General features: G+C 40.1%; 15 protein-coding genes. 6 read left to right on the top strand and 9 right to left on the bottom strand.

What is annotated here, in order from left to right; all coding sequences use genetic code 11:
* Positions 1–124: 124 nt before the first annotated feature.
* From rpiA to AB669_RS07555, 4 genes are all read left to right on the top strand, one after another.
* A complete protein-coding gene (gene rpiA / locus AB669_RS07570) occupies positions 125–814 on the top strand; it encodes a ribose-5-phosphate isomerase RpiA (RefSeq protein ID WP_047798695.1) in 690 nt (229 codons plus the stop codon).
* A gap of 169 nt (positions 815–983) precedes the next feature.
* A complete protein-coding gene (locus tag AB669_RS07565) occupies positions 984–1,367 on the top strand; it encodes a hypothetical protein (RefSeq protein WP_047798694.1) in 384 nt (127 codons plus the stop codon).
* A 359-nt stretch (positions 1,368–1,726) separates the two neighbouring features.
* Entirely contained in the window at positions 1,727–3,046 is a 1,320-nt protein-coding gene (locus tag AB669_RS07560; protein WP_047798693.1) for a DUF3887 domain-containing protein, read from the top strand.
* Positions 3,047–3,321: 275 nt separating this feature from the next.
* The gene (locus AB669_RS07555) at positions 3,322–4,296 is read left to right on the top strand and encodes a YihY/virulence factor BrkB family protein (protein ID WP_047798692.1); all 975 of its coding nucleotides are present in this window, start codon (positions 3,322–3,324) and stop codon (positions 4,294–4,296) included.
* 4 nt (positions 4,297–4,300) lie between these two features.
* On the opposite strand, the gene AB669_RS07550 is transcribed toward AB669_RS07555, so the two are convergent.
* The 9 genes from AB669_RS07550 to AB669_RS07505 form a co-directional block, all read right to left on the bottom strand.
* Positions 4,301–4,723 carry a secondary thiamine-phosphate synthase enzyme YjbQ gene (locus AB669_RS07550; RefSeq protein ID WP_047798691.1) on the bottom strand — a complete coding sequence of 141 codons (423 nt, stop codon included), beginning with the start codon at positions 4,721–4,723 and terminating at the stop codon, positions 4,301–4,303.
* Position 4,724: 1 nt separating this feature from the next.
* A complete protein-coding gene (locus AB669_RS07545) occupies positions 4,725–5,759 on the bottom strand; it encodes a DUF2157 domain-containing protein (protein WP_047798690.1) in 1,035 nt (344 codons plus the stop codon).
* Between the two features lie 42 nt (positions 5,760–5,801).
* Positions 5,802–8,015 carry a cation:proton antiporter gene (locus tag AB669_RS07540; RefSeq protein ID WP_047798689.1) on the bottom strand — a complete coding sequence of 738 codons (2,214 nt, stop codon included), beginning with the start codon at positions 8,013–8,015 and terminating at the stop codon, positions 5,802–5,804.
* A 510-nt stretch (positions 8,016–8,525) separates the two neighbouring features.
* A complete protein-coding gene (locus AB669_RS07530) occupies positions 8,526–9,518 on the bottom strand; it encodes a bifunctional riboflavin kinase/FAD synthetase (protein ID WP_047798687.1) in 993 nt (330 codons plus the stop codon).
* A gap of 11 nt (positions 9,519–9,529) precedes the next feature.
* Positions 9,530–10,390 (bottom strand): YitT family protein, encoded by an 861-nt coding sequence (locus AB669_RS07525; protein WP_047798686.1) that lies wholly within the window; start codon positions 10,388–10,390, stop codon positions 9,530–9,532.
* On the bottom strand, positions 10,387–11,118 hold the full coding sequence (gene truB / locus AB669_RS07520; RefSeq protein WP_047798685.1) for a tRNA pseudouridine(55) synthase TruB: 732 nt from the start codon (positions 11,116–11,118) through the stop codon (positions 10,387–10,389). The genes AB669_RS07525 and truB overlap by 4 nt, the downstream gene beginning before the upstream one ends.
* Positions 11,119–11,144: 26 nt before the next feature.
* Positions 11,145–11,939, bottom strand: a complete 795-nt coding sequence (locus AB669_RS07515; RefSeq protein ID WP_047798684.1) for an undecaprenyl-diphosphate phosphatase — start codon at positions 11,937–11,939, stop codon at positions 11,145–11,147.
* A 74-nt stretch (positions 11,940–12,013) separates the two neighbouring features.
* Positions 12,014–12,244: a DUF3098 domain-containing protein gene (locus tag AB669_RS07510; protein WP_047798683.1), complete on the bottom strand. Its 231-nt coding sequence runs from the start codon at positions 12,242–12,244 to the stop codon at positions 12,014–12,016.
* Positions 12,244–13,122, bottom strand: coding sequence for an ABC transporter permease (locus AB669_RS07505; protein ID WP_047799055.1), 879 nt, complete (start codon positions 13,120–13,122; stop codon positions 12,244–12,246). The genes AB669_RS07510 and AB669_RS07505 overlap by 1 nt, the downstream gene beginning before the upstream one ends.
* Positions 13,123–13,323: 201 nt before the next feature.
* Between AB669_RS07505 and AB669_RS07500 the strand changes: the two genes are divergently transcribed.
* Positions 13,324–13,749, top strand: a complete 426-nt coding sequence (locus AB669_RS07500; protein ID WP_047798682.1) for a lipocalin family protein — start codon at positions 13,324–13,326, stop codon at positions 13,747–13,749.
* A 122-nt stretch (positions 13,750–13,871) separates the two neighbouring features.
* Positions 13,872–16,658, top strand: a complete 2,787-nt coding sequence (gene leuS, locus AB669_RS07495; protein ID WP_047798681.1) for a leucine--tRNA ligase — start codon at positions 13,872–13,874, stop codon at positions 16,656–16,658.
* Positions 16,659–16,684: the final 26 nt, after the last annotated feature.

Raw genomic sequence — 16,684 nt, 5'->3', positions numbered from 1 at the left:
ATCTAAATTAACGCTCTCATAAACATAAACGCTGTAAAACCTAATTATTGTGCTGCTGGTTATTTTTTTTCTTTTTTTCTGATGATCATTCGCTCTTCACTTATTTTAGCTTTAATTTTACTTTATGGCTTCAATAGATCTAACCCTTCAAAATGCTGAAAAATTAGCTGCCGCACTCGCTGCGGTAAAATTCGTTAATGATGGCGATATTGTTGGCCTGGGCACCGGGTCTACCGCTACCATTGCAATTGAGCAACTCGGAAAAAAGGTAAGGGAAGGTCTAAAAATTAAAGCCGTAGCCAGTTCGGTCCGCACAGAACAGTTGGCAAAGTCATTCGGGATTGAAGTTCTCGATCCGGGAAGCTTAAGTTCAATTGACATTAGTATCGACGGGGCAGACGAGTTCACAGAATCTCTAGATCTGATAAAAGGTGGAGGAGGAGCTTTGTTTCGGGAAAAGATTATGGCTACCCTCAGCAAAAACACCATCATCGTTACTGATGCTTCCAAGAAAGTGAAAAAATTAGGCGCATTTACCGTACCAGTGGAAGTGATCCCGCTCGCTTATCAATACGTTTACAATGAAATTTCAAAACTTGGCGGAAAAGGTGTTTTAAGAAAAGCAGCATCAAAACAATACATTACCGATAATGGAAATTATATTATTGATGCAGACTTTGGATTGATTGAAAACCCTGGCGAGTTAAATTTTTCTTTAAACCAGATTAATGGTGTGCTAACGAGCGGACTGTTCGTTGGGATTACGTCTAAAGTAATCATGAGCCAGGGTAACGACATCATTATTTTTGAATGATAGCATCTGAATCTCTGAATCTTTCACCGGGATTTTGACCGGTCATTTCATTCTGGAGATATTTTACCGATGAAATCAATTCACTCACCGATAAAATAAAGTTACTCAGGGAAGAACCATTCTTTAGCCTTTGTTTTCGTGATACATTTGAATATAAAAACAAACGGTCATGGAAAATTTCATCAAAAACAATCAGTCAGATAAACAATTAGGTTTAGGTATTTTAATCGTAGTCATCGGCTCCGTATTCTTATTGAGAAATTCAGGATTAGCGATCCCTCACTGGATTTTAAGCTGGCATACGATTATGTTAGGCGCAGGAATCTGGTTAGGCTACCGCAAAAACTTTCAGGGAAGCGGTTGGCTGGCATTAACCATCATCGGCGGAATTTTCACATTCAAAGATTTGGTGTTTTTTGATTTCTCAAGAGTTACAGGCGCAGTGGCATTGATAGCCGTGGGATTATATCTGATCTTGAAGCCGAAGAAGATTACCGCCTTTGATCAGTATAAAGCAGAAAAGACAGCAGACTTTTCAGACTTAAATAAATAAAATCCGCACCTCCATCATATATACAAAAAGGGATATTTTTTAAGAGATATCCCTTTTTTCTATGTAAAAAAGAAACGGGGATTCCGCCTTTTGGCAGCATCCCCGTCATCTAAATTAACGCTCTCATATTCATAAACGCTAAAAACCAGATTTATTATACGCAGGCTCATTTTTTTTCAAAACTTGGCGAACCAGAACCCCGGTTCCCGTATTCAATCGGTGTTAATGATCAGCGGACCTGAAAACTCCAACGATTCAATTGTTAAAAATAGTTAAAACTAAAAAGACCGTTCATTTAAGATATTTTGAGTGGCAAATAATGTTAACTTTGGTTTTAAAGAACAACCAAACATCCTTAAATGAAAAAAAGTATTTTAATTATAGTTGCATTGCTATTTACAACCACTGCATTTTCTCAGAATGTAGTTCAACTATTCAATGGCGCAAACGATTTTTTTAAGTTTTTGCAAGATGGTAAGTATACCGAAGCACACGCCTTTTTTGATGATACCTTAAAATCCAAGCTTTCTCAAGATGCCCTCAAAAAACTATGGGGCGATATTGGTGAAAAATTTGGTAAGGCCGAATCCCTCGATGCCATCCAGAGTAAGGCGCAGGGTGAATTTTTTGCTGTGACTGTTGAAGGGCATTTCGAAAAAGGTGATCAGAATTTTATCCTCGGTTTTAATAAAGCACAAAAAATCGTCGGTATATATCTCGGTCAGGTGAAAAAAGCCAATGCTTACATTAAACCCGCTTACGTAGATACCAGCTCGTATACAGAAAAGTCTACTTACATAGGCCCGCCTAAAAGGCAGCTCGCGGCAATTATCACTTCACCGAAAAACACCAAAAACTTTCCAATAGTGGTATTTGTGCACGGTTCGGGCCCGGGTGATATGGATGAAACTGTGGGTGCAAACAAACCATTTAAAGATATCGCCGCCGGTTTAGCGTCTAAAGGCATCGGATCCATCAGGTACGTTAAACGTACGCTGGTTTACCCAAATGAATTTGCTACGCCTTATACAGTAAAAGAAGAAGTTCTTGACGACGCCACAGCAGCAATTGCATTGGCAAGAACTGTGGTAGGGGCCGATCCTAAGAATATATTTGTTTTTGGACATAGCCTTGGTGGAATGCTAGCACCAAAAATGGCCTTAACATCTCCTGACCTTGCAGGATTAATATTAGCTGCCGCGCCTGCGAGAAAGCTGACTGATATTATCATAGATCAGAATAAATACATGTTTGAGTTATCTGGTGATACAACAGCGGTGATGAAGCAGCAACTTGCAGCTGCAGTTACCGAGATCAATAAAAGCAGAATTTCGCAACTGGGCACAACGATTAAGCCTGATTCGGTAATATTGGGCTTGCCGGCAAAATACTGGGCAGATCTTAATGCATATAATCAGGTTACCGTGGCAAAGGGTTTGGTAAAACAACGGATCTTTGTGGTTCAGGGTGGTAATGATTTCCAGGTGAGTAAAACAGACTATGATCTTTGGAATTCGGCATTAAGCCAGAAGAAGAACGTAAAACTGAAATTTTATCCCGATCTGAATCACCTCCTCAGCCCGCAAATGGTAAAAGGTACTACAAATCAATACCAGCTTCCTGTAAGCGTTTCAGAAACTTTGGTCGATGATGTCGCTGCATGGATAAAAGGTAAATAATTCATAAATTTCCTGTTGGAGAGGGTGGACAAAGAAATGGCCACCCTCTTTTTCGTTTAGTATATCCCCCCTTTGATTTCGAGTGAATTTCGTAGTTAAGTCACTGTTCAGTCGGGCTTTGGTCGGGGATTGGTCGGGCTTGTGACAATTGCAGCCGACCAAAGTGCGACCAAAGTGTATACAAACTGTCACGGAACCTCGAACCAGGTAAACTTGATACTTCCAAAACAATTAGAGCTACAAGGGGTTTAAAAGAAGGATACTAAACAATCGATATGGCAAAGCAGAAGATAACATTTAAGGGAATTTGGGGTGTATTAAAAGCATCGTTTACAGGTTTTTCTGATCATAAGGTTACTAAGCTCAGTGGTTCGCTTGCCTATTATACTGTGTTTTCAATGGCGCCACTACTGGTGGTGATCATTTCCCTTTGCGGTATCTTTTTAGGAAGGGAAATTGCCGAAGGGCAGGTATATGCCCAACTCGAAGGTTTTTTAGGGCGGGAGTCGGCAACTTCACTGCAGGAATTAATTAAAAATGCCTATCTGGAAGACAAAAGTACCATCGCCCTGATCATTGGTATAGTTACCCTCCTTATCGGATCTACCACGATTTTTGGCGATATTCAGGACTCGATTAATACCATCTGGGGGCTAAAACCAAAGCCTAAGCGCGGATGGGTTAAGCTTCTTCAAAATCGTTTTCTCTCGTTCTCCGTAATCATTAGTTTAGGTTTTGTGCTACTGGTTTCCTTAGCTGTTACTGCGGTTTTAGATACATTCAGCAAGAATTTACAGCTTCGATTCGCAGAGGTTTCAGTCGTTGTCTTCTATATCATCAATCAGGTGGTTACCCTTGCGGTCATATCTTTGATTTTTGGGGTAATATTTAAAGTACTTCCGGATGCCATCATTAAATGGAAAGACGTTGCCCTGGGTGCGATCGTTACTGCAGTGCTTTTTATGATTGGTAAATTTGCAATATCCATATATATCGGACAAAGCGATGTAGGCGGCACTTACGGGGCGACAGGTTCACTTGTAGTCGTTTTATTATGGACCTACTATTCGTCGATTATTCTATACTTTGGAGCTGAGTTTACAAAGGCCTACGCCGTTGCTTACGGCTCAGAAATTTACCCTTCACATTATGCCGTTGTTACCAAAGAGGTTGAAGTAGAATCGGGTTCGGCATCTATCCAGGATAATCATCCGGAAATTAAAGAAACCGTGAAAGAAGCAGAGAAATAATTTGTTACTCGCCCCAGGCAGTTACAATCAGTCTGCGGTTACCACCATTATTACGGTGCTCACACAAGTATATGCCTTGCCAGGTGCCTAGTGCCAATCTTCCATCACAGATAGGTATCGTTACTGAACTTCCTAAAATGGATGATTTTAAATGTGCGGGCATATCGTCTGATCCTTCATAATCATGTTCATAAGCCGGATCGTTTTCTTTAACTGTTTTATTAAAAAACATCTCGAAATCCATCCGAACCGTTGGGTCGGCATTTTCATTTATGGTTAATGAAGCAGAAGTATGCTGGATAAAAACCTGGCAAATACCGGTTTCAATTTCCTCAATTTGGGGTAACGCTATCTCGATGTCGTCGGTGATGAGGTGAAAACCCCGTCTCTTTGCTCTTAATGTAAGTGCCTGTTGAAATATTTTCATGTTACTTTAAAAACTCTACGTTCCAGATCTTTTCCGCTTTCCGGCCAATTAGCCAAAACGAGGCAGCCAGAACAGAAAAGAACAGTGCTTTGTGCCAGCTATCCCAAAAATACTCGAAATAACGAGTGTAAAGATTGATGAATAAAAATGTAATACCAAACTCGCGGGCAATATCGTCATGGTATTTCAACCCGAAAACAGTGCTGATTACACATATAGTTGCAGAGATTAATGCCCAGTAAAATAAACTCAGCTGCCTCACCGTGTACCACTCCTCCAGACTCGCAAAATTCCCGAAAACAGATAGCGCCCACAGTGATATGAAGAGGTATACCATTCCGGCAATATAGGTGACCTGAAAGAAGTGTTTTGTTTTAGGAATTACCTTCATACCGAACGATGCTGCTGTCAAAACAGATCCAAATACAACAAATCTTAACGGGTAATTCATACCCAGGAAGTAGTAGTTCCAGCGGCTTAAGTAGCCGGTTTCAGTCCCAAACCAGGCACCCAATGAGATCAGCGCAAAAATCCAGATCAGCCTCGAGTTGAAAACATAGGCTAGCCCACCATAAATGAAAACAGAGATAAGGATCAGGATGGAAAAATTTCCGGATCCATTATCAAAGGCTTTTCCAAAATAGGCGATCGCATTTGCGGTTAAAAGTATTGCAGAAAAAATGATGGCTTCATTACTAAACTTCAAATGTGAAAGCTTTTTCTTTCTGCGGAATCCCAGAATGTATAGCCATCCTGCAATTATACCGGAAACAATTGCAATCACGATATTAGGGGTGTTGTAAACACGCTTCAGGTAATCCAGAATGGAGTTGTCTATTAAAAGGGATCCTAATGCTATAAATCCGCAGGCCAGGGCAACCCAGAAAGCATACTGCGCCAAACGTAGCCAATCGAAATTTTTGGCTTCATAGCTTTTGCGAAGTTTGTTGCCTGTTTCTTCGTTAATTAAGCCGTCATTTTGCCACTGCTCAATCATGTCATCAAGAAACTCACTCTTTTCTCTGTCAACTTTCATAGTTTGGGTTGTATACGAAGATATAAAAAATGAGAAGGATCTTTATATCACCTCCTTTATCTTCTTATTATTTCCTACAATCCAGATCACATCTCCATTGTCGAATATAAAATCTGAGGAGGGGTTTAAGATTTTGTCGGTTCCGCGTTCAATGCCTACAATCAGTGCCTGTGCCTTTTCCCGTATTCCTGCATTTCTGATACTCAGGCCATAAACGGGAGATTCTGTGTTAACTACCACTTTTTGTAAGGTCATCTCCTTGTCCGGGAAACTCTTCTCCTGCTCGGTCTCGGGAATATCAACCTCCAGAATAGATTTTACAGCGGCCAGCTGGTCATCTGCACCGATTAGCAAAAGTTTATCGTTGGGATATAATCGCTCATCACGTCCAGGGGTAGGAATGTTATTTCGCCCACGCTCAATCATCGCAATATTTACACCATACTTTTCCCGGATCATTAAACTGGCCAGTGTCATTCCAACAACTTCCGATTCAGGCGATACTGTTAATTCTGCCAGGTGGGTATCCCAGGGTAAAATGGCAGGCTTTTGATTTTCGCGGGCATTCAGGTTCAGCATGAACCGCTTTTCCAGCTTATCATAGAAAGACTGCAGTCTCCGGGCAAATATGATCATCCCTAATACAATTAAGCCCAGTGCAATTCCTGCAGCAACCCAGGTATCGAAAAATTCGTACATCAGAAATCCAACAAAGAAAATTCCCAGCGCAATCCTGAATACCTCAATGGCAATCAGCGGACCTCGGGTATACTTTTTGTTTAACCAAAGATGCGAGTAGGCCGTTCTCTGGATTCTGCGGATAGACAGTGCCCATAAAAATGGAGACATCAGAATAAATGATACCACAACACTGATGATAATTGAGGTCAGACTGTTGGCAATATTTTTAACGATGAACGGCTGTACATACCGGTAAGCCAGAAAGATGATGGCAATGATAATGACGGAGTGTATAATCGTGTTGAAAATATAGGAGCGCAAAAGAATTTTCCAGTCGCTTAATGTTGTAATGCCTGCAGTACTTGAACTGTACCTTTCTATGCCATCTAACCATCGCTGTGGTAGTTTCCGCTTAAGAAGCTGATAAAAGGGCTCAGATAGCTTAATCAGGTATGGCGTGGTGAAAGTAGTAATGGCCGCTGCTGCAACTGCTATGGGATAAAGGAAATCGCTGGTAACTTTTAACGTTAAACCCAGAGAGGCAATAATGAATGAGAATTCACCAATCTGAGCCAGACTCATACCCGATTGCACAGATGTTTTTAAAGGCTGCCCGGATAGTAATGCGCCTAGAATTGTAAACAGTATTTTTCCAACGATGATCACAAAGGTAGAGATAAGAATTGGAACAGCATACTTCACCAGCATCGATGGGTCGATCAGCATGCCTACAGAAACAAAGAAAACTGCGGCAAATAAATCCTTTACCGATTTGGTAAGGTGTTCTATTCGTTCTGCTTGCGTCGTTTCTGCCAGGATAGAACCCATAATAAAGGCACCAAGGGCAGGCGAGAAGCCTACCTTATCTGCCAGCAAAACCATCACCAGGCAAAGTGCCAGCGACACCACCAGCATGGTTTCATCATTCATTAATTTTTTGGTCGCTTTCAGGAAGGATGGGATTAAAAATATTCCCCCTAAAAACCAGAGTACAAGGAAGAATGCCAGCTTCAGGATGGATAAAAGCATCTCTGTACCTGCCGATTGCTGACTTACAGCGAGGGTTGAAAAGAGTACCAGTATTAAAATGGCAACCAGATCTTCAACAATCAAAACCCCGAAAACAAGTCCGGCAAACTTTTTATGTTTCAAACCAAGTTCTTCGAAGGCCTTAATCGTTATCATGGTCGATGAAATGGATAATATCCCACCAAAAAACAGGCTATCCATACTCGACCAACCCATTGCCCTTCCTACGAGATAACCAGCAAGGATGATAAAAACCACTTTTACAATTGCTGTAATTGAAGCAGAGCCGCCAACTTTGACCAGCTTTTTGAAACTAAACTCCAGCCCCAGACTGAAAAGAAGGAAAATCACACCTATTTCTCCCCAGATGTTAATACTTTTTGTATCGGTAACGGAAGGGAAAAAACTGAGGTGGGAGCCAACCAATAGCCCGGCTAAAATGTAGCCCAGAACCAGGGGTTGCTTTATCTTTTTAAATATAAGTGTGGTAATCCCTGCTGCTGCAAGGATTAACCCTAAATCGGCAATTAAGTCAGGTAAATGCATCTATGAAAAATTGGTAATAGTAAAATATACAAAATGTATAGCCTAGGCTATGAAAAGAAATCCAGAATTGCCCGCATCTCTGCGGTATCATCTGTTACTTACCAGAAAATGTGTTTCAAATAAAGTTGTTTAAACAGGCAGCAGTAGTTAAGCCTTAACCTGTTTATCCTGGCTTTTTTATCGGGGATACTTATTTTCAGTAGGCAACAGTAGAATAATACCAGCAATAAAAATGTGCTGCAAAAGGTTTTGACTAGTGGACTGGAAATAAAATCCCTTTGCAGGCTTTCACTGTCCTGGCCAAAATCTGAAAGAAATTTCGTTTGTTTTTTGCCGGATATAAAACTGATTTTGAAACTTTTTTCAGAGGCAATATCATTTTTCCGCTGCGAAGAATGGCAAGCAAAACTAACAGAGAATATAGTAAAAATGATGATGTAAAAAAGCCTCATTGCCGCCAATATAACGAAAATAAGGCTTTTTTGAAAGGGAAAACACCAATAAAGTTGTTTATAAAATGGATTGAAAATATTCCAGGGTGGCTTCTTTATCTTTTTGAAGCTGTACGGTAAGGGCCTCTAATCCGGTAAACTTTACATCGTGACGTAAAAACTTTAAGAAATTCATTTTGATATCCTGGCCATATATTTCCTGATCAAAATTAAAGATATTGACCTCGATGTTGCGTGTCATTCCGTTTATGGTTGGTCGCTGACCGATGTAGGCCATCCCTTGATAAGTCCGAATACCGGAATCTGTGGTATGGTTTTCAGGTGCCAGTTCCTGATCGGTTTCAAACGCAGGGTCCATGTCTACAGTGACGGCATAAATACCATCACCGGGAATCAGTTTATAAGTTTCCTCCACGAAGATGTTTGCTGTTGGGAAGCCGATTGTCCTTCCTATTTTATCACCTTTAATAACTCTTCCGAAAATGGAAAACGGGTAACCCAGATAATCTGAAGCCAAGCCAACATCGCCAGCCAGAAGCGCTTCTCTTATTTTAGTGGAACTCACCGCTACATCGTGAATGTCCTGTTCCATAATTTCTTCCACAGTAAAGCCATAATGAAGTCCGGCAGCTTTTAAATCCGACAGGTTTCCCGTACGGTCCTTTCCAAAACGATGATCGTAGCCAATAATAATATGCCTGGTACCAATGTTGTCCACCAGTGTATTACTGATGTAGTCGTCAGGGAGTTGATTAGAGAAATCGCGTGTAAATGGGGTGATGATCAGATGATCTACACCCAGTGCTTTTAAGATTTCAGCTTTTTCATTGATGGTGTTGATCATTTTCAAATCCTGATTTTCAGGGTCGATAATCATTCTGGGGTGTGGAAAAAAGGTTAAGATTACACTTTCCCCTCCATCTTGTTTAGCTTTTTCTACAAGCTGTTTGATAATTTTCTGGTGACCAAAATGCACCCCGTCGAAGGTGCCTATAGTAACAACGGCGTTTTCTAATTTCGAAAATTCTGAAAGATGATTATATATTTTCAAGTGACAGGGTATTAATGTAATGCGTGGCGTTTAACCACGCCGCCTTTTAAATCAGCAATTTGTTGTTGTATCACAAAAGCATCTGCATCTATCTGCCTGATAGCAGTTTGCAGCTTGCTCATTTCAAGTTTGGTCACTACGGTGAATATGATGTCGATATCTTTCTTCTCCCCGTAGCCACCTTCGCCTTTGTAAATGGTAACTCCCCGTTTCATTTCTCTGATGATAAAGTCTTTTATGGCTTCCTGATGTTCGGAAATGACGGTTACACCTGTATATTGCTCAATACCATTTACAATGAAATCGATGGTGTAGGAGGCGGAAAGGTAAGTAAGTATGGCATAAAGTGCTGTTTCGATGTTTAAGAAATACGCAGCAAATGCAAAAATAATGATATTTAAAATCAGGATAATGTTTCCCACGGTGAGTATACTGTTTTTGCTAATGTACAGTGCCAATACCTCGGTTCCATCAATCACGCAACCACCGCGCATCGCCAGTCCAATTCCACCGCCTAAAAACAAACCACCAAAAAAGGCGATGAGTAACTTATCATGGGTAATGGGTTGAAAGGGTAAAATAACCAACGCTACGGAAAGCGCGGCAATGGCTACCGCAGTCCTTAGTGCAAAGCCTTTACCGATTTGCCTGAATCCCAGAATTACGAAAGGGATATTGATAATCGCTATGAGATACGAAAGGTTCCAGCCTGTAAGTGTACTTACCAGAAGTGAAATTCCTGTAACACCACCATCAATGAAATGACTGGGCATTAAAAAACTTTTTAAACCAAAACAAGCAGAAGTTACCCCGCAAACAATAAGAAATATTTCTTTTATTAAACGGCTGTTCTTGTTTTTCAGGTAGTTCATGCTTCACTTTGTGATTTAGCTTCTTCTTTCTTGCTACGAATATAATTAACAAGCTCTAAAACCTCAAACGAATTAGCGAGCAAAAAGTTTCCGCTTCTGGTTCTGGTCAGTTTAGAAAGATAAGCACCACTATTCAATGCCTTACCAAAATCTGATACCAGCGAACGGATATATGTTCCTTTACTACAAACGATTCTGAAATCAATCTCTGGGAGTTCAATTCTGGTGATTTCAAATTCAGGAACGGTTACGAAGCGTTTACGAAGTTCAACTTCTTCTCCTAAACGGGCCTTAACATATAGTCGCTCGCCATTTATTTTTACCGCAGAATGAGCAGGAGGGTACTGTTCAATATCTCCGGTAAATTGGGCAGTAGCGGCATAGATCTGATCATTTGAAACCTGGCTGATGTCGAAAGTTTCATCTACTTCCGTCTCCATATCGAATGATGGGGTAGTGGCCCCCAGAATCATGGTGCCTGTATATTCTTTCTCTTCAGCCTGAAAAGTGTCGATCTGCTTGGTGAGCTTTCCGGTGCAAATAATGAGTAAGCCTGTTGCAAGCGGATCAAGCGTACCCGCGTGGCCTACTTTAAGTTTTAAAGGCTTTAACGAATTGCGGATTTTTCCAACCACATCAAATGATGTCCATTTATAGGGCTTGTTAATCAGCAGCAATTCACCTTCTGCAAAGTTGAAATCTTTAAATTTTGAATTTTCTGTACTCACAAATCTTTTTTGTGCAAAGATACAGATTATATAATTTGTAAGTTATGGCCGCTTGCTAATAAGATGATGATGATTAGTCCTGCTGCGATTCTATACCATCCGAAGGCTTTAAATCCATGTTTGTTCAGAAAACCAATAAAGCTTTTAATCGCCAACAATGCAACAACAAAAGCCACTACATTACCAACTACCAAAAGGTTAACCTGTTCGTGGGTAATGGTATTACCTTCCTTATAGAAATCGTAAAGTTTTTTTGCAGTTGCGGCAAACATGGTTGGTACCGCTAAAAAGAATGAGAATTCGGCAGCCACCTTTCTGCTTAATTTCTGGCTCATACCGCCAACAATGGTAGCGCCGGAACGGGATACTCCCGGAATCATCGCAATACATTGAAATAAACCGATTTTTAGTGCAGTCAGGTAACTTACATTTTCCTCTTCATCTATTGTAGGTTGATTAAACCACTTATCAACAAATAATAGTATAATTCCTCCAACGAGGAGCGATACGCCAACGGCTAAGGGACTTTCCAAAAGCTCATCAATTTTTTTGCTTAACAATAATCCGAAAACTGCTGCAGGAACAAATGCAACGAGTAGTTTGATGTAAAAATTTATCGTCTTAAAAAATCTTTTAAAATATAAAACCACCACCGATAAGATGGCCCCGAGCTGGATAGCGACGGTAAAAAGTTTAACGAAAGGATCACTGGCGATGCCCATAAAGGAAGAACCTATAATCATGTGCCCAGTGCTTGACACTGGTAAAAATTCAGTTAAGCCCTCGATAATAGCAAGGATTAACGCTTCAAAATAATTCATATTTTTTGATGGTAAATAGCAAAAACGCCCGGTTGTAAATCAGGCGTTTCCAAAGATAATCCTTTACGGAAAAATTATTTTTTTAGAATGGCATAAACTCCAAAGGCAAAACCGGAAAGGACCACCAGGGGCGCCAGTAATGTTCTTCTAAAATCGTAAATATCGCCAGTTGTGCCCATCATCAGGATGAATCCAACAGCTACAATAGCTATGCTGATTAATAACAACTGATAGTTTTTTCTGGTGAAAACCAATTCACTTTTAACGTCCTTTGCAACCGGACTTGTTTTCTTTTCTAATGCCATTATCTGTATAGATGATAAGATTTTAAACGTAAATATCTGCTTACCGCGAACCAGGTACTAATGCCTGTAATAAAAATGCCAATGATGATCAGGCTGATAAATACAAATCCAAATTCTTTGTAATTATTCAGAATAATAATTTCAGGAACTTCTTTACGCGCATAAATTAATGTAGCCAGCAAAATAATGATCGCAATAAAGGCTGCAATTAAACCATGTAATGCGGCATACAGTAAGAAAGGACGTCGGATAAAATTTTTCGTTGCACCAACAAGCTGCATACTTTTAATTAAAAAACGCTGAGAGTAAATGGCTAAGCGTATAGTGTTGTTTATCAGTGCAATGGATATAATCAAAAGTAGCGCTGCAAATGCCAGAATAATCAGGCTGATGGTGCTGATGTTCTTGTTTACCATGTCAATCAGGGAACTTTGATAAACCACTTCCTTAACAACAGGATTTTTAGAAATGCTTGCTTTCAGCGCATCGATACTTTTATTATTCGCATATTCTGCTTTCAGGTACACATCGAACGTAGATGTCAAAGGGTTATATCCTAAAAAGTTAACAAAATCTTCGCCTAAATCCTGAGTCAGGTTTCTTGCTGCAAGTTCCTTATTTACGTATTGTGTTTGTTTAACGGCAGGGTTGTTATTCAACTCTTTTTGGAAAGCTAAAACGTCCGTTTCTTTCGCGCCCTCATCAACAATGATATTTAAAACGATATTTTCCTTCACATAGTTGGAAAGGTTTTTGGCGTGTACAAGCACCAAACCAAGCAGACCCAGCATTAACAAAACCAATGCAATACTGATAATAGTAGAAATATATACGGTTTTGGTTTTTTTAGATGCGTCACTTACCTCAAATTCTTCCATGTATTTCATTTTTGTTTCTGCGAAAATATAAATTATACCTGATAAACTCCAATAATCATCCAGCTTAAATGGTCTTTAACGTAAGATGTAAACAATTAGTTTAGTGTGGAAATTGTTTTGGAAAATCTGTCTTTTGTAAAAATACGGTACGAAATTTGTTAAAACGCCGTTAATGATGATATCCTATAACTAAAATTTACTATGAAAAAACGAATTACATTACTGAGCCTTCTTTTTTTAGTCGCGACGACAATTATTTCATGCAAAAAAGATACAACTTCATTGAAAGCCCGTATGATGGGCAAATGGATGATCAGTAAAATCGAAACCACAGGCTACACTGCTGCTGAAACACTTAATGACCCAACAAAATTGAATGGAACTGTGACATATGGATCAACTGCAGATTATATCGACTTCAAATCTAATAACGATGATCAGGTTGAACTGAGCTTAAAAGGAAACCGTACTATCGGTACTTATACCATCACTTATGAGGATCAGTTTACTATGGATCTAAACGACGGACTAAACTATGCTGCAGTAAACAGCATTACCACTACTCAGTTTCAGTTTACCTCAACCATTAATAACCGAATTAAAAAAGTGTATTACCTGACTAAATAAAAGTATTATTTCAGTTTATTGCTAAACGCCATTGGTTAATGACCAATGGCGCTTTTTTTTATAAGTTTCACTAAACCCCTTAATTTCCGTAATTTCGCTGCTTTAAAAAATTATAACCTGCAATGGATTACCAATTCAAAGAAATAGAGCAAAAGTGGCAGAAGTTTTGGGCCGACAATCAAACATTTAAAGCCGAAAGTAATTCTGAAAAACCAAAATATTATGTATTAGACATGTTTCCTTATCCATCAGGCGCAGGTTTACATGTTGGTCATCCACTGGGTTATATTGCATCCGATATTTTTTCGAGATATAAACGTCTTAAGGGATTCAACGTTCTGCATCCAATGGGATATGATTCCTTCGGTTTACCTGCAGAGCAATATGCTATTCAAACCGGGCAGCATCCGGCTATTACTACCGAGGCTAACATTGCAACATACCGCCGCCAGTTGGATCAGATTGGTTTTTCTTTCGACTGGAGCCGTGAAGTGCGTACCAGTGAGTCATCTTACTACAAATGGACTCAATGGATTTTCATGCAATTATTTAATTCATGGTATAATATAGAAAACGACAGGGCAGAAGACATTACCACCTTAATTGAGAAATTTAACGCATCTGGTACGGCAGACGTTAAGGCTGTTTGCGATGAGGATGTGAAATCTTTTCTTCCAAGTGATTGGGCAACTTTTTCTGATGAGGAAAAACAGGTAGAATTATTGAAATACCGGATGACTTACCTTCGGGAAAGTACCGTAAACTGGTGTCCTGCCTTAGGAACAGTACTGGCAAATGATGAGGTAAAGGATGGTTTTTCTGAGCGTGGTGGATTTCCGGTTGAACAGAAGAAAATGATGCAGTGGAGCATGAGAATTACTGCATATTCCGACAGGCTTTTGCAAGGTTTAGATACCATCGACTGGCCGGAGCCGATTAAGGAAATGCAGCGCAACTGGATAGGTAAAAGTGTTGGTGCATCAGTTAAGTTTCAGGTAGAAGGAAGCGACAAACAAATTGAAGTGTTCACTACCCGTGTAGATACAATCTTCGGAGTGTCCTATCTTGTATTGGCACCTGAGCACGAATGGGTGGCAGAATTGACTACAACAGAACAAGAGCAGGATATCAGCAATTACATCTCACAAACTAAAAAGAAATCGGAATTAGACCGCATGGCGGATACCAAAACCGTTTCAGGTGCCTTTACAGGTACCTATTTTATTAACCCGGTAAGTGGTGAGCGTGTTCCGTTGTGGATTGCTGATTACGTGCTTGCGGGATATGGAACTGGTGCGGTAATGGGTGTGCCAAGTGGCGACCAGCGCGACTGGTTGTTCGCAACGCATTTCAATTTGCCGATTATCCAGATTCTGGACGGTCAGAAAGACATCGAAATACAGGCTGATCCAACCAAGGAAGGTAGATACATCAATTCCGGGTTCATCAACGGATTGACGTATAAAGAAGCAGTAGATTTTCTGAATAACTGGCTTGAAGTAGAAAAAGTGGGTAAAGCAAAAGTTAACTTCCGTCAGCGGGATGCGATTTTTGGCCGCCAGCGTTACTGGGGAGAGCCCATTCCGGTATACTTTAAAGATGGATTGCCTTATTTGGTGAAAGAGGAGGAATTGCCGTTGATACTGCCAGAAATTGATAAATATTTACCTACCGAAACCGGAGAGCCACCTTTAGCAAGAGCTGAAAACTGGGCGCCAAAGGAAGGCGGGACATACGAGCTTAGCACTATGCCGGGCTGGGCCGGCAGTAGCTGGTACTGGTACCGCTATATGGATGCAAACAACAATGCTGAATTTGCTTCTCCGGAAGCTATTGAATATTGGAAAGATGTGGATTTGTATATTGGTGGTTCTGAACACGCAACCGGCCACTTATTATACAGTCGTTTCTGGAATAAATTTTTGAAAGATTTGGGATACACCAAAGAAGAGGAACCTTTCAAAAAACTGATTAATCAGGGAATGATTCAGGGCAGAAGTAATTTCGTTTATAGAATCAATGATGCCGATGGCAAGCCTACAAATACCTATGTTTCCGCGGGTTTAAGGAAAGAATATAAAACATCGGCATTACACGTGGATGTAAATATTGTTGAAAACGATACATTAGACATTAATAAATTTAAGGCGTGGAGAGAAGAGTTTGCCACTGCCGAATTTATTCTTGAGGGTGGAAAATACATTTGTGGTGTTGAGGTAGAAAAAATGTCGAAATCAAAGTTTAACGTGGTTAATCCGGATGATTTGATTGAGCGATATGGTGCGGATACCCTTCGTATGTATGAAATGTTTTTAGGGCCGCTGGAGCAAAGCAAACCATGGAATACCAATGGTATTGAGGGGGTGTTTAAGTTTTTGCGTAAATTCTGGCGATTATTCCACAACGAAGCCTGGGAATTCAACGTGTCTGACGCGGAACCAACTAAGGCAGAATTGAAGGCACTGCACAAAATCATTAAAAAAGTGCAGGATGATATTGAGCGTTTCTCATTCAATACATCTGTTTCGAGCTTTATGATCGCAGTGAATGAACTAACAGATTTGAAATGCAATAAACGCAGTATTTTACAGGATATGGTCATTATCCTTTCTCCATATGCGCCACATATTTGCGAGGAACTTTGGGTTCAGCTGGGTAATCAAGCCGGAACTTTATCTTATACAGCCTTCCCTGTTTTCAATCCTGAGCACCTGGTAGAAGATGAGTTCGCATACCCTGTTTCCATCAATGGAAAAATGAAAATGAATTTAAACCTCAGCTTAAACCTATCTCAACCAGAAGTAGAAGCAATTTTACTTGCTGATGAACACTTTAATAAGTTCCTGGATGGTAAACCAGCCAAGAAAATTATTTTCGTAAAAGGTAAGATTATAAACGTTGTAATTTAATGCTGAGCACAAAAAAACCGGGTTGT

It is taken from the genome of Pedobacter sp. BMA (assembly GCF_001027745.1).
In the GTDB taxonomy this organism is placed as follows: domain Bacteria; phylum Bacteroidota; class Bacteroidia; order Sphingobacteriales; family Sphingobacteriaceae; genus Pedobacter.
This window is presented reverse-complemented; position numbering and strand designations above follow the sequence as displayed.